We start from the raw sequence: 14,880 nt of genomic DNA, 5'->3' as shown, positions 1-14,880 counted from the left end.
AACTACGCTCGGAACACCCTGCGCAACTCCTGCTGCGCGCGATCCACCAATACCTCCGGCAAGCGATCCGCCCGCACCGATGCAGGCGGCGTCGCCCGATCGATCACGTGATTGTCAGCCAGCATCTGGACCATCGCCAGGTGATCGGCCGCCAGCAGCGCATTGCCCAATTCGGTCACCGGGGCTTTGGCGCGGACATCCAGCCGCTCGCGCAGTGCCACGATCACGTTGGGCGGCAATTCCCAGTGCTTGGCTGCGCGCAAGGTGAGATGGTTCGCCAGATGGGTGTAGCCGATCAGGAAAGAGCGGCTGAAAACGCCGAGCGTGGGCGGCGCCTCCTGGTCCAGCACGCGGATCATCGCACCCACTCCCGCATTGCAGACGATGCCGGCGAGATACGCTTCGAACGGGTCACCCTGTCCGCGGGCGAGATAGGTGCTGGCGTGCGCGCAGCGTTCCGCATGATCCCACAGGCGCTGCCCGGCGGCGTGACCGAGCATGCCCGCGCTGGCCTGCAGGATCGGCTTCATCACGTGCTGGGTCACCATCTGGCGCAGGCCATCATGGCCCAGCAACACGACTGCGTGCTGCAAGCTGGAGATCGTGCGCGCGGTCCGATAATGCGCACTGCGGCTCACCCGCATCACCTCGCCGACCAGTACCGGGTCGCGGCCGATCAGCCGGGCCACCTTGGTGCCGTCGGAGTGCTCGCTTTTGAGCAGGCGCAACAGCTGCGGCAACACCTCCGGCAGGCGCGGCAAGGTGGAGATATCGAAGCGATCGCCGCCGCACAACTCGTCCAGTCGCCGCAACATCACCTGCTCCTGCAGCCGCAGCTGATCCGTTTCGGAACTGGGCATGCCCAGCACCAGGCGGTAGAACCAGTCCTGGATGTCCGCACTGCTCAGCGCCGGGACCGGCTCCTGGGGCGCGCATTCCTCCGGCCACGGCAGCACCACGCCGAAACGAGCCCGCTCTTTCGGTGGCGGTGCTTCGCCTGCAAACAGTCGCTTCCAGAATCCACTCATATCCGGCCTAGCTGGTCCCCATGGGACAGCTTATCGGCAGGGATGGACAGGGCTTGATGGGTGGCCAACACGTAGGCTGGGATGACAATCCCAGCATCGCGGGGCCGCATACATGGCAAGCTGGGATTGTCATCCCAGCCTACAAAGCCGCTTGCCGCGTTATTTGTTGCGCGGCGCCACGATCGCCCCGATCAAATCCTTGCCATCCGCCCGCACCAGGTGCGGGTAGCGCAAGCCTTCGTGGTAATCCACTTTCACGGTGCTGTACACGTCCACGTTCTTCACCAGCAGCTCGATTGGCGCCTGCGAAGTCTTGGCGGCCGTGACCGCATCCTTCAGCGCATCGGTGGAGAAGTCGCGGCCATTGACCGCGACGATGGTCTGGTTCGGCACCAGGCCGGCCTTGAATGCCGGCCCGTTCCACTGCACGTCTCCGATGCGGCCTTTCTGGCTGACGGCCAGGCCGAGCGAATACGCCAGGCTCGCGCCGTGGCGAATACCTTCCCACACCTTCTCCTCGGCGTTGGGCGTGTCATTGAACACCAGCTTCCAGCCGCCACGCTCGATGCCGTGCTCGGGGAGTTCCGTCCCGGTGTAGTCCAGGCGATCGCGCAGGAATTTCGCCCAGTCGAACGGCTGCACCTGGTTGAGCGTGTTGATCACGTCGTCGAAGGCGTATGTCTTGGTGACATAGCTGCCGTTGTCCATGCCATAGAAGGCGTGCGCGAAATCATCCAGCGAACGCTTGCCGTTGCTCAGTTCGCGCAGTTTCGTATCGACATCGAGCCACAGCAGCTGGCCTTCGGGATAGAAATCAGTATCACGGATCCGGTTGATCCAGCTTTCCGAACCGTAATAGGTGAGCGGCGCGGCATCGGCGGTGTCTTGCAGCGGGCGCCACGCACGACCGGTGCGATAGCTCATTTCGCCGGCGATGCTGGCGATCGAATCGCGATACTGTTCCGGCGTCCACAGGCCGGCGCGGGCGGTGAGGATGCCGCACCAGTAATCGGTGAGGCCCTCGTACACCCACAGCAGATCATCCTGCATCGGCTGGTTGAAGTTGGGCGTCCACAGATCCGCCGGACGGCGGAACTTGCCGTTCCAGGAATGCACGAATTCATGCGGCATCAGGCTGGCGGTTACCCGGTGCATGTCCTCGTCGGTGAAGAAATTGGCCGGCAGACGATCGTCGCTGGACTGGTGGTGCTCCAGCCCAAAGTGTCCGGTATGGTCCGACAGGGTGAGCAGGAAGTCGTAATGATCGTAGTGGTGCGCACCGAACAGCAGATTGGTCTGCGTCACCACGTTGCGCTGTTGCTCCAGCTGCTTGTCGGTGAGCTTCACATCCTTCGCTTCATCGCCCACCACGTTCAAGTACACCGGAGCACTGCCCTTGGGGCTAAGGTCGACGCGGTTGAAGTTCGCGCCGGCGATCAGGGGCGAGTCGACGAAGTTGTTGAAGCTCAGCGGCTTGAAGCGAATGGTGTTGCCCGATTGGCTGTCCACGGCCAGGGCGGAGCCGAACTTCCAGCCTTGCGGCAGCTGCACGCTTGGCTGGATCTGGATCTGCCGCGTGTAGTAGCCCGCCGGATAGAACGCGACCTGGTTGAATTCCATGTCCACCAGATCAGGCGAGGTCGAAACGCTGGCGCCGAAATTGCTGCCCTCGCCTTCGCCCGGCGACAGGAACTGGAAGTCGAGATCGAGCTGGCTCGCGTCCTGCGGCACGTCGACATGGATCGCGTACATGTCGCGCAGGTCGCGGCGCCACGGCAGCTGCTTGCCATTGGCGCGAATGATCAAGCCCGATACGTTCGCCACCGGTCCGGACGGCGCGTGCTCACCGGGAATCCACTTCGGATACAACAGCGTGAGCGCTCCCGCCTGCACCGGGACGGTTTCGTGCGCGCGGAAAATGCGCTTGCCGGCATCAGTGAGATCGACGTTGACCGTCAGCATGCCCGAGTAAGGCTGATCGACCGGTGCCGGCACGTTGCCGGAAAACTCCGCTTGTGCGGCGGCGATGGTCGACAAGCAACAAGCTGCCGCGACGGCGGCGGCGATCAGGCTCAAACGCAGGGCTTTGGACTTCACTCGACAACTCCGGCAAGGCGCTGCCCTGGCCCGTGACTGGCAAGGACGCAAGAGCAGCACGATCACCGCCTCGATGGGACGGATTGCCGGCGATGGTAGAGCGAAGACCCTGCGCGACATCCCCTGCCAGAGGTCACGTTGTTGCGCATTTTACGCGTGCGATACCCACGGTTTGCCTAAATCTTCGGTCGGCCATTCCGATCCTCGCCGGAATGGCTAACGAAGTTGATGCCGCAGTGCAGTTATTGGCTGTTGCGGCGCGCTGTACCTACTTCTGCTCCACCCGGCTGTGCCGCATACCGTAGCCGAAGTAGATTAAGCAACCCAGCGCCATCCAGAGGATGAAACGCTCGAAGGTGATCCCCGGCAGGCCGCCGATGCGCTGCCAGCCCACAGCGCCTGGCCACGGCACGCCGAAAATCAGCAGCAGCGAAAACAGTACGCCCAGCGGCGAGACCAGCGCCAGCACCGGCGCGCGGAAGCTGCGCGGCACCTGCGGCTTGCGAATGCGCAGCACCAGCACCGCTGTGCAGATGATGATGAAGGCGCTGAGCGTGCCGATGTTCACCAGTTCGGCCACTTCGCCGATCGGCAGCAAGCCGGCCACCAACGCGGTGAACGCGCCGAGGATCACCGTCGGCCGCGCCGGCGTGCCAAAACGCGGGTGGATATGCGCGAACCAGGTCGGCAACAGGCCGTCGCGCGCCAGCGCAAACCAGATGCGCGCGGCACCCAGCATGAAAGCGAACAGCACGCTGGTAACACCGATCACCGCGGCCACGGCGATCGTCACGCTCAACCAGTGCAGGCCGATCGATTCGAACGCTTGCGATACGGAGGCATCACCACCCAGATGGCTGTAATGCGTGACACCGGTAAGCACCAGCGATACCGCTATGTAGAGCACCATCGCCACCGCCAGCGACAGCAGTACCGCGCGTGGCAGGTCGCGCTGCGGGAATTTCGCTTCCTCCGCCGCCGTGGTCAGCGTGTCGTAGCCGAATACTGCGAAGAACACCACGCTCGCACCCGTCAATACGCCGGCCCAACCGAAATGCGCCACGCCCTGTGCATCGACGATGCGAGCGGGAATGAACGGCTGCCAGTTCACCGCGTGCACATAGAAGGCACCAACCAGCACGACCAGCAGTACGCCAATCACCTTGATCGTCACCACTAACGTGTTGAAACGCGCCCCCCACTCCGTGCGAATCGTCAGCAGCGCCGCCACCAACAGCGATACACCTGCGGCAACCACATTGAAGCGGTGTCCATCGCTTGGCCCGGCGATGGCCTGCGCGCCGTGCGCGCCCAGTAGCTGCTGCAGGTAGTACTCCATGGTCTGCGCACTCATGCTCTGCTGCGCCCATACCGGCAAGTGGATGCCCGCCGAGCCAAGCAGCACCTGGACATAGCCGGACCAGCCGATCGCCACGACCGCCACGACCAGCGCGTACTCCAGCAACAGATCCCAGCCGATGATCCAGGCGACGAATTCGCCGAGCACGGCATAGCCGTAGGTATAGGCGCTGCCGGTAACCGGAATCAGCCCGGCGAACTCGGCGTAGCACAACGCCGCACACGCGCTGCCGATGCCCGCGATGATGAAGCTCAGGGCCACGGCGGGCCCTGCGTTCGCTGCCGCCTGCTGCCCGGCCAGAACGAAGATGCCGACGCCGATGATGCCACCGATGCCGATGGCGGTGAGCTGCCACAAACCCAGCACGCGGCGGAAATCGCCACGCCGTCCTGCTTCGGCCTGCAATTGTTCGACGGACTTGTGGCGCAGCATCCTGCTCAGGACACTCATCGGCGACTCTCCCAGACGAAAGCGCCGATCATAGCGAAAGCGGACGGGCGGTACGGCTGCCGGAAGGGCTATCCGACGACGTTTGTCTTGTTGCGGTGCAACCCCAGAGAGACGCCCGCGACGAGGCCTAACGCTTGTCCATCGAAAACTTGCCCGGCCCGGACAGGCACAGCAGCAGCAATCCGCCGGCGATGCTCAGGTTCTTGTAGAAATGGATCATCGTGTCCAGCCGCAGGCCGCCTGTCAGCACCCAGAACCGGTGGCCGATCAGGGCGGTGATCAAGGTGTACAGGGCAAGCAGCAGGGCCAGTGGCCGCGTGTAGTAGCCGAGCACGATGGCCACCCCCACCACCAGCTCCATGATCAACGCACTGGCTGCGGCAAGCGTGGCAAACGGCAGCCCTACCGATTCCATGTATGAGGTCGTGCCGGAGAAGTTCAGGAATTTGTCCCAGCCGAACAGCACGAACAGAGTGACCAGCAGGATGCGGGCGACCAGTAGCAGAACGTCCCTGTAGCGATCGAACAGCTGTGTGTAGCGCATGATCATTCTCCTGGGAGAACAACATACCCACCTGGCTCGATGGACGGCGCCAGGCCAGGCGGACCCTCTGGCGCTCACTATGGAACAAACGGCCTTATGTTCCAACTCGCCCAGGCACGGTTTTCCCGAATCCCCTCACAGCGCTGCGTAGGCAGCTTACCCAAACACCCGATTCGTATTGATCGCCAAGCTGACGTCCGACACTTGTTGCGGCGCACCTATTCACGCACAGTCACGGCAACTGAACATACTTGTGCGTATCCATGCCGCCGGCGGGGTCCACGGCATGGTCGCGGCAATACATTACTTACGGGGAACAATAAATGCTTATTCGCAAGAGGAGGCTTGCCTCCTGGATCGCTTGTGCGCTTTGGGCTGCGCCGCTTGCAGCCGCAGCCCAGCCCGATACGGCGCAGGACGCCACCGCTCAGGCGTCACAAAGCCCGCAACAAGCTTCCGCGACCCGCTCCAGCAAGCTCGAACAAATCACCGTGACGGCACAGAGCCGTACGCAGGAAATGCAGGACGTGCCGATTGCCATGAGCATCGTCACAAGCAAGCAGATCGACGCTGTAGCAGCGACCGATCTCAGCCGCATGAGCCTGTTCGTACCAGGCCTGGTGGTGGACGACACCGACGCAACGCAGCCGACCTATCGCCTGCGCGGCATCGAAACCGACGACTTCGGCATCGGCACCGACTCGGCCGTGGGCGTTTATATCAACGGCGTCTACCAGACACGCAGCGGCGGCTCGCTGATGGCCTTCAACGACGTCGCCCGCGTCGAGGTATTGAAGGGCCCGCAAGGCACCCTGTTCGGCCGCAATACCGCTGCCGGCGCGATTTCCATCATCACGAACGAGCCGACCAACAAATTCGAGGGTGATGCACGCCTGCGCTTGGGCAACTACGGCAAGCGCTATGGCGACGCACGGATCAACCTGCCCTTGAACAAGGACATGGCACTACGCCTGAGCGTGGTCGACAACCAAAGCAACGGCTGGCTCAAGGATGCCGCCACCGGCCAGCACTATGGCAAGGATGACGAATGGGGCCTGCGCGCGGTCTATCGCTGGGACATCACGCCGGACACGCAGGTGCATCTGAGCTACGACCACGATCGCGTAAGGCAGCCATCACGCATCGACATGGGCCTGGTCCCGGTGTCGTCGGCGAACCTGCAGCAACGCGCGCCCTTCCCCGCCAATCCGGCCACGTTCTACAACCCGTTCCACGCGCCGTTCTACGACAGCGCAACGGATGGCCGAGAGGAGCGCAACTACAACGACGCCACGCTGGCCGTCGACCACAATTTCAGCTGGGGCAGCTTCACCTCGACCACCAACTTCACCAGCTACAGCATGTCGCATATCGACAATGGCACCGGTCTGCAGCAGGTGACCGAATACCTCAATACCGGCGTGATCGGCATGGGCCATACCTGGTACCAGGAGTTCAAGTTCAGCGGCAACAACGACCTGCTCGACTGGGTGGCCGGTGCCAGCTATTACCAGGAGCACGCCGACCAGACGAGCCTGGCGCGCGTCAACACCGATACCTTTGACACGCTCGCCGTCAACACCGGCATCGGCAAGCAGTACACGCCCACCGGCACGATCTTCGGCTATTTCAATTCGGCCCTTGAGTCGTTCGGGCTGCCGTACAACCTGCTCGGTGATCGATGGACGGAAACGATCTACAACACCGGCCGCTTCAGTGCGACCGCAGTCTATGGCGACACCATCTGGCATCTCAACGACAAGCTCAACCTCACGGTGGGCTTGCGCCTGACCCACGATGTAAAGGACTTCAGCTGGTTCACGCCGCCGCGCTCCGCACCGCAACTTGACGCCACGCTGGCGCAGATGCAGGCAGCCGGACTGCTGAACCTGGTGCCGCTGCTAACCGGCGGCAAAGTCACCGCGCAGCAGTTGTTGAACATCCTTACCCAGAACCAGATCTTCAGCACCGCGGTGAATCAGCTGGTGACCAGGCGCGCGAACTGGAACGATGCCAGCCCGCGCTTCGTGCTCGACTACAAGTTCACCCCCGAGGTAATGGGCTACGCCTCGCTGGCCAAAGGCTACAAGGCCGGCGGTTTCGACGGCACCGAGCCGGGTGCGGAATTCGCGCCGGAAAAAGTGTGGAACTTCGAGACCGGCGTCAAGAGCACGTTCCCCGACCAGAACCTGCTGGTGAATGCCTCGGCCTACTACTACCGCTATACTAACCGCCAGACCCTGACGCTGATCCCGTCCAGCCAGGGGCTCAGCGTGCCGGAGTACCAGGTGAGCAACACCAATCAGGCCGCCAAGGGCCTGGACCTGCAAGTGGAATGGGTGCCCATCGGCAACCTGCGACTGGCTTTCAACGGCGGCTACATCGATTCAACCTATCTGCACGCCGATGTGCCGATCGGCCTGAGCGGCGCCGGGCAGATCGAATATGCAAACGTGTCCGGGCAACCTGTGGACGAGCCCAAGGTTTCCTATTCCCTCAGCGGCTCGTACAGCTGGCATGACATCGCCAACGGCAGCATCACGTTGAATGCCAATTACGGGTTCCGTGGCCCCCTGCGCTGCAATGACGCCTCGGTCTTCCAGGGCAAATGCTCATTGCCCACCAACTTCAACCTCAACGCCCCGCAAAAGCGCACCGATTTCAGGATCGACTGGACGGCGAACAGCGGGCGCTGGGGCGTAGGCCTGTTCGTCAACAACGCGTTCAACCAACGCTATGTGATCGGGCTTGGCACGGTATCGCAGTCGGTGCTGGGTACGCCGTATGCCTATATCACGAGGCCTCGCATGTATGGGGCGGAGTTTCGGGTGAAGTTCTAGAGGGCCCGCAGCCTCCGCAATGCCCGGTTTTACCTTGCCGTCATTCCCGCGAAAGCGGGAATGACGGCCATGAGAGAGCACGCCACGTTTTGCTGAAGCGGCGTCGTTAGGCTAACCAAGCACAGGCCGGGTGGAATCCACGTGGCGACGCTCAAAGCTCGCCACCAGCAACAGCGCTATTGCACCCAGCCCAAACACCGTCGCCATCGCGACGGTGATCCGCGCATCCAACTGCGCGACGCCGAACCAATGCCCACCGATGGCTACCAGCAATGCCGTGCCCCCGGTGCGCAGCAGTTCCAGCCACACGCCAACTTGTCGCCCCTCCAGCAAGAAACCCAGCGCCCACAAGCTATACACCAGATACACCGCGTAAGCCGTCGCCGGCGCCCAGGCCAGCTTCGGCGCCACGTCAAGAAAATTCACCCCCAGCAACAGCAGCAACGCGAACTGCACGATGCAATAGATCTTCAGCGCTGGCGAAATCCGCGGGCTGTAGCGTGCATGATGAAGCTCGAACTCAGGCTTGGGAAAACGTGCCGCAACGTCGGCCGGACGCCAACCCGGCGGCTTGATCCACACGCGCAGCTTGTCCAGCCCATGGCGCGCATGCCAGCTGTCCTTGAACATGGCCCCATACACTTCCACGTTCGCCCACAGCGGATTCCAGCTTTGCAGCGGTGCACGCGTGCCATAGACCGGAGGGTCTTCATCGTTCTCTTCGACGAAGGTGCCGAACAGGCGGTCCCAGATGATCAGGATGCCGCCGTAGTTGCGATCGAGGTAGCGATCATTCACCGCGTGATGCGCTCGATGGTTGGAAGGCGCACAGAACACGCGGTCATACCAGCCCAGCCGGCCGATCATCTCGGTGTGCACCCAGAACTGGTACAGCAGGTCGATGAGCGCGACGACCGCGAACACTTCGGTGGGAAACCCAAGCAGCGCCATCGGCAGATAAGCGAGCCAGCCCAGCAGGAAACCGCTGCCCGTCTGGCGGAGCGCCGTGGTCAAGTTGTAGCGTTCGCTCTGGTGATGCACCACATGCGCGGCCCACAACACATTCACTTCATGCCCGAATCGATGCAGCCAGTAGTAAAGCAGGTCATACAGCAGCAAGCCGCTGATCCATACCCACACGCTGTTGGCCGGCAGGGTCCATGGCGCCAGATGGGCCGCGCACCAGGCGTAGATGCCGATCGCGAACAGCTTGGTGAACACGCCGACGATTTGCGACAGCATGCCCAACCCGAGGCTGTTGATCGCATCGTTGCTGTCATAAACGTCGCGGCCACGCCACTTTGCCACCAGCAGTTCCAGGCCGATCAATACGAAGAAGCCCGGTATCGCCCAGGCCATGATGCGTTCCGGAGTAATCATTGCCCACCCCTATCCACGCAACCGCGTTCGACCGAACGGGCCAGCAACCACAGCGCCGCATAATACGTCGCCAGTATATATAGCGCCGCCCATGGTAGCGCGGTGCGAAATCGATCCCACGCAAGCAGGCCGTCGCTGGCCATGAACAGCAAGGCGCCGGCACTGGCGTAGCGAGCGGAGGCAGCCCGGACATCACCCTGCGCTTTCAGCCATACCGCCCTTCCAAGGGCCTGGCCAGCCATGGTGGCCAGTACGCAGATGTACACCAGCACCGGCACCCGCATGGCCGGAGCAATTCCTGGCCACAGCAGCACCGTCATGCCCGCCCCGAACGCCAGACAACCGAGCCAGGGCTGCCAGCGCGCCGCAAACCGCACGTCGCTGCTCAATGCTGCAATGAAGCATGCATGCGCCAGCAGAAAACTGATCAAGCCAGGTACGAACAGATCCTGCGGCAGCATCAGCAGCACATCGCCCAGCAGGCAAAACACTATGGCGAACAACACACGCCGCCGATACGCGATGGATATGGGCTGCCCAGCCTGCCAGGCCTGCATGAAGATCAGCAGCGTGGCGAGCGGCTTGCACACCCAGTGCAACCAATGCCACCCATCTGCGCCGCCGTGCGTGGACAGCGAACCGAGTATCGCTGCGGCCGCTACGACAGCGACAAGCGCGAATCCCCTGTTCGATGCCAATGGCATATGCCTGGAAGACACTGCGGACATGCATCGTTCCTGTGTGATCGTGTCCGCCGATCATAGCCGGGCGCGCCGCCCTTGCGGCGGCGCGCCCGTTTGAAACGCAGGAAGCCCCTGCCTCAGAACTTGGCGTTGATGTTGAAGAAATACTGACGCGGGGCACCAGCCTGCAGCGTCTGGTTGTAGCCGGACGGATCGGATGCCACGTAGCCGTTGGTGCCGGTGGTGGCGAAGTAGTGCTTGTTGGCGAGATTGGTGATGTTGAAGCTGAAGTTCAGGTCCTTCAGGATCGACACCGCACCGACGTCGTAGCTCACGCCCGCATTGAACAGCCAGTACGCCGGCACCGACGAGTCGTTGATGTAGGTGATGTATCGGCGGCCGGTGTACTTGCCGTCGAGATTGAAGGTGAAGCCATTCAGGCTATAGCTCAGCGCACTGGTGAACATCCATACCGGCGTGCCTACCACGTACTTGCCGGAGGTGTCGACCACGCCATTGTTAAGATAGTTGTTCTCGTACTTGGTGTTGGCGTACGACAACGTGTTCAGCCAACGCATGTGCTCCATGGGCTTCCAGATCAAGGCCAGGTCCAGGCCCTTGCTCTTCACCGAACCGACGTTGTTGATGATGGCCGAGCAAGTCTGCACGGCGCTGCACGGACTGACCGAGAGCAGGCGGTTGGTGAAATGCGTGTAGTAGGCGTCAGCCGAGGCTTCAAAGCCGGCGCCCTGCACGCGATAGCCGAATTCGAAGGTCTGCGATTCTTCCGGCTTCAGATGGGATTTGGCGCTGTCGAACGAAGCCTGCGACTGCGAGAACGGCAGGAAGCCGAACGCCGCCATGTTCTTGGTGTAGGACGCATACACGTCCTGGTGCTCGTCGAGTTTGTAGTCCACGCCGGCCTGCGGCAGGAAATTCTCCCTCGCACTCACGCGGCCCGCGGACAGCGCGCTGGGCTCCAGCGACTTGGCGGTGGTGGTGACGTCCAGCGCCTTGCTGCCGAAGTTCACCGTCAGGCGGTCATCCATCAGGTGCAGCGTGTCCTGGATGTAACCCATGCGCGTGGTGGTCTGATAGTTCTGGAAGAAGCCGCGCGCGAACGGTGCCTCGGAATCGTAGAAATTGCTGAGGAAGGTGTACTGGCCGTTCAAGGAGAAGTAATTGCGCTCCTGGTTGGTGTTCGCGTCTTCCACCCAGGCGCCGACTTGAAGGTCGTTGTTGCCAAGGGTGACATCCAGCGAAGCGGTACCGCCGGTGCGATCCAGGCCATAATCGGTGGTACGCATCGCGATCGGCACCGTGGCCGAAGAAGCCACATACGGCGTGGCCCACTGGCCTTCGCCGCGATCGTTGTGATAGTAGGTGCCGAGATTCAGCGTGGCATTGCTGGCCAGGCTGAGCTGGCCGCTCAGACCCACTAGATTGTCGCGACGGATGCCGCCACCGGCGTAATAGTTCACGTCACCCTTGTCGTAGTCGGCCGGCAAGCCGTTCAACGAAGCCGGGTACGCACCCTTGCCCTGGATCGCCCACGCCGTCTGCACTGCAGACGCCCAGTCCGGCTGCCAGTAGTCGTAGTTCCAGCCGAGCACGCGCTGGCTGGTGAGCGACAGATCCTGGTAGTCATATTCCTTGCGCTTGGAGCTGTCGACGAACAGGCTGACGCGATTGCCGTCACCCCATTGATACAAGCTCTTCAGGTTGATCTGGTTGTCGACCTGGTCGCCATAGCCCTTCCACTTGCCGGTATCGGCACGAGCGAACGACACATACATCGAATAGCCGTGGAAGTCGCCGCTGTCCAGGCGCACGAACGTGCGATAGGTGCTGTCCGATGCGAAGGCCTGGCTTACCCGCGCACCCGCCACCCCGTCCGGGTCGGCCGAGTAGAATTGCACCGTGCCGCCCAGGTTGGTGCTCGACGGCGTGCCCAAGGCGCCCGCGCCCTGGGCGATTTCCACCGAACTCAGGTTGTCGCTGGTGATCGCGCGCGTGACCTGCAAGCCATTGGTGACACCGTAACTCATGTTGCCCAGCGGGATGTTGTCGAGCGTGAAACCCAGGCGGCTCTGGTCGAAACCGTGCAGCGTGATCTGCGTCGACCACTCATACGCACCCCACGGGTCGGACGACTGGAAGTTCACGCCCGGCAGCTGGTCCAGCGCCTTGAACGCGCTGCTGCCCGGCGGCAATGCCTTGATATCCACGCTGGACACACTCTGCACCTGGATCGTCTGCCCCGGCGCCACCACGGAAATCGTATCCAGCGACTTGGGCCGGCTCTTCTCCGCGGCGGAAGCATCGGCAGGACCCGCAGCAGCCGGCGTATCGTTGGCATCGTCAGCCGCAAAGGCCGCTGCGCCATGCAATGCCGCCACTACGGCAAGTGCGAGCCCAGACATGCGAATCGAGATCTTACGAACGGACATGCAGAAATATCCTTTGCGCAGCTGACCCTGCAGCGGGTCGCCGCATAAATGTTTTTTGGAATTCGGGACAGGAGGGAACGCCGCCCCTGGACGGCGCAGTGTTAAGTTTTGCTCACATAGATGTATGCGGCATTACAGAAATATGGATGGATTTGGACGTTCGTATTTAAGAGATGTGTCGCGCATGTTTCGTCAGCTCGAAATGCGTAAGCTTCGCGACAACAAAGCAGTGCGGTCAAAAATTCGCCCAACACCAATACGTGCGTACAGCGAATATCCCTACCTGGACGACGGCCATGCAGGCGCAATGCTGTTTGGCTTCCAATGCAGGCACTGACCTCCGTCGCATGCGATGACTCCGCTTGTTGCTTTTGTGCCCACATCGTCCACCCATGCATGGAATGGCGCACAATTGCATTCGATCAGCGCACATAGCGCGATCATTCACACCCGTTGCACGAGCGCGCGAGGACATTGAGCACCGCTTTTGGTACAGGGCACATGTCCTGGGAAGACATGTTGGGGAACAAGTCGTCACTGAACCTGCCAGCGCCAGTTTTTCGCTGGACGGGTCCGTCCTGCCCTTTTCAGCGTCAGGGGATCACTTTCACTGCAACGGGAGCATGCTTATGCGAGCACGTAGCTTCGCTCTGTGGCCCGCCATGATGGCCACGATGTTATGCACCACGCTTACCCAACCCGTTATGTCCGCGCCAGCCGGCAATGACGCGCTCGATGCCATGAATGCAGCCCAAGGCACGGCGCAGCGCCACGCCGCGGAACGGGGGCTGTTCGACCTCGGCAACCGCTTGATGGCCTTGCCGAACCCAGCCACACCCATCTTTGCCGTCAGCGATTATCGGGAGCTGCGCCGCGCTCGCATCGGCGTCGGCTTCGAGGTCAACCTCATCGATCCACAGGCGCTGCTTTCCGGAAATAGCATCGGCGCCAGCACCTATCCCAGCAATGAGTGGCGCTTCGTAGTGACGGTCGACAACCAGGCGGTGGGGCTGGTCACCGTGGCACCTCTGCATGGCCAATGGAAGATGGTGTCGGCCGGGGCCAGCGAAATGGCGCAGGAGATCTCGCACATCGTTTCGCAATACAGCCGGCAAGACCCTGCTGCGCGCCTGCGCTTCCTTCGCAGCCAGCAAAGCGTGGCCGACCTCGTTGAGGTGACATCCGCCGGCAAGAACCCTGCTCCGCGATATGTTCCGCTGCTGAGCGCGCGCATCATGCTGAAGCAATCGGACGTAGCTACCGACACCGTTGCGCCGGCCCTCGCCGAACCTGAGGTCACTGATGAATTGCGCGCCAGCATCCAGCGGGGCCTGGGCGCCCACTCGTTCACTCATTGAAGGAGCCTGCCATGAAAAAGAACTTGGCCCACCTGCTTGCCGGCGCGCTCAATTTCGCGATCCCCCTGTGCGCGAGCGCAGCCGCGTTGCAGCTCAACGTCCCGATCGTGACGCAACAGCACAGCGAATGGTGCTGGGATGCCGATGCCAGCGCGATCCTTCAGTATCGCGGCAGCAATGAGAGTCAGTGCGCCATTGCCAACTGGGTCTACGGCGTCGATTACACCTGCGGAAGCTACTCATTCGATTGGTACGACGACGCCAATTCACCCAACTCGCTGACCGGGTCGACCGGCATCTCAGGCATCCTCTGGAACCTCGGCGGTCGCCATTGGTACTACTACAACCGGGCGATCTCCTACAGCACGGCAGCCAACGCCATCAGCCATGGCAATCCGGTCGTCATACTCTGGGAGTGGCAAGGCGGCGGAGGACACTTCGTGGTGCTCGACGGCTACGACGACAACGGACAGATGCTGTATTTCATGAACCCGTGGCCGGGCGAGGGCGCGGGCTACGGCGATTACGATTGGATCGCCGACGGCACCGGCAACATGGGCACGCACTACTGGTCCGAGTCGCTGATCACTTATTGAGTCGCATGGCTTGAGCCCCTCTCCCTGCGGGACCTGATTAGCCAGGTATCTCAGTTTCATGATGGGTAGTTCCCTCCCCTGCTTGCAGGGGAGG

General features: G+C 62.0%; 10 protein-coding genes. 3 read left to right on the top strand and 7 right to left on the bottom strand.

The features are described 5' to 3' along the window. Positions 1-2: 2 nt before the first annotated feature. From EKH80_RS10395 to EKH80_RS10380, 4 genes are all read right to left on the bottom strand, one after another. Positions 3-1,028: an HDOD domain-containing protein gene (locus EKH80_RS10395; RefSeq protein WP_230473596.1), complete on the bottom strand. Its 1,026-nt coding sequence runs from the start codon at positions 1,026-1,028 to the stop codon at positions 3-5. A 159-nt stretch (positions 1,029-1,187) separates the two neighbouring features. Beyond that, the gene (locus EKH80_RS10390; protein ID WP_329955478.1) at positions 1,188-3,125 is read right to left on the bottom strand and encodes a M61 family metallopeptidase; all 1,938 of its coding nucleotides are present in this window, start codon (positions 3,123-3,125) and stop codon (positions 1,188-1,190) included. Positions 3,126-3,393: 268 nt separating this feature from the next. Further along, the gene (locus tag EKH80_RS10385) at positions 3,394-4,935 is read right to left on the bottom strand and encodes an amino acid permease (protein WP_126684674.1); all 1,542 of its coding nucleotides are present in this window, start codon (positions 4,933-4,935) and stop codon (positions 3,394-3,396) included. A gap of 127 nt (positions 4,936-5,062) precedes the next feature. Beyond that, positions 5,063-5,479, bottom strand: coding sequence for a DoxX family protein (locus EKH80_RS10380; RefSeq protein WP_126684673.1), 417 nt, complete (start codon positions 5,477-5,479; stop codon positions 5,063-5,065). Positions 5,480-5,802: 323 nt separating this feature from the next. Here EKH80_RS10380 and EKH80_RS10375 point away from each other — a divergent pair, with 323 nt between their 5' ends. Further along, entirely contained in the window at positions 5,803-8,319 is a 2,517-nt protein-coding gene (locus tag EKH80_RS10375) for a TonB-dependent receptor (protein WP_126684672.1), read from the top strand. A gap of 111 nt (positions 8,320-8,430) precedes the next feature. Here the strand turns inward: EKH80_RS10375 and EKH80_RS10370 are convergent, their stop codons facing one another. The 3 genes from EKH80_RS10370 to EKH80_RS10360 all read right to left on the bottom strand — a co-directional run bounded on the left by EKH80_RS10370 (position 8,431) and on the right by EKH80_RS10360 (position 12,832). Next, on the bottom strand, positions 8,431-9,699 hold the full coding sequence (locus EKH80_RS10370) for a sterol desaturase family protein (protein WP_126684671.1): 1,269 nt from the start codon (positions 9,697-9,699) through the stop codon (positions 8,431-8,433). Next, on the bottom strand, positions 9,696-10,427 hold the full coding sequence (locus EKH80_RS10365) for a lysoplasmalogenase (protein WP_230473594.1): 732 nt from the start codon (positions 10,425-10,427) through the stop codon (positions 9,696-9,698). Before EKH80_RS10365 ends, EKH80_RS10370 begins: the two co-directional genes overlap by 4 nt. A gap of 92 nt (positions 10,428-10,519) precedes the next feature. Continuing rightward, on the bottom strand, positions 10,520-12,832 hold the full coding sequence (locus tag EKH80_RS10360) for a TonB-dependent receptor (RefSeq protein WP_126684670.1): 2,313 nt from the start codon (positions 12,830-12,832) through the stop codon (positions 10,520-10,522). Between the two features lie 629 nt (positions 12,833-13,461). On the opposite strand from EKH80_RS10360, the gene EKH80_RS10355 reads away from it, so the two are divergent. Together EKH80_RS10355 and EKH80_RS10350 are read left to right on the top strand one after the other, a co-directional pair. After that, positions 13,462-14,190 (top strand): type 1 periplasmic-binding domain-containing protein, encoded by a 729-nt coding sequence (locus EKH80_RS10355; RefSeq protein ID WP_126684669.1) that lies wholly within the window; start codon positions 13,462-13,464, stop codon positions 14,188-14,190. Positions 14,191-14,201: 11 nt separating this feature from the next. Next, positions 14,202-14,786 (top strand): C39 family peptidase, encoded by a 585-nt coding sequence (locus tag EKH80_RS10350; protein ID WP_126684668.1) that lies wholly within the window; start codon positions 14,202-14,204, stop codon positions 14,784-14,786. Positions 14,787-14,880 lie beyond the last annotated feature (94 nt).

The sequence above is a fragment of the Dyella choica genome (assembly GCF_003977665.1).
In the GTDB taxonomy this organism is placed as follows: Bacteria; Pseudomonadota; Gammaproteobacteria; order Xanthomonadales; family Rhodanobacteraceae; genus Dyella_B; species Dyella_B choica.
The sequence above is the reverse complement of the archived record's forward strand: the minus strand, read 5'-3'. Positions and strand labels throughout refer to the sequence as shown.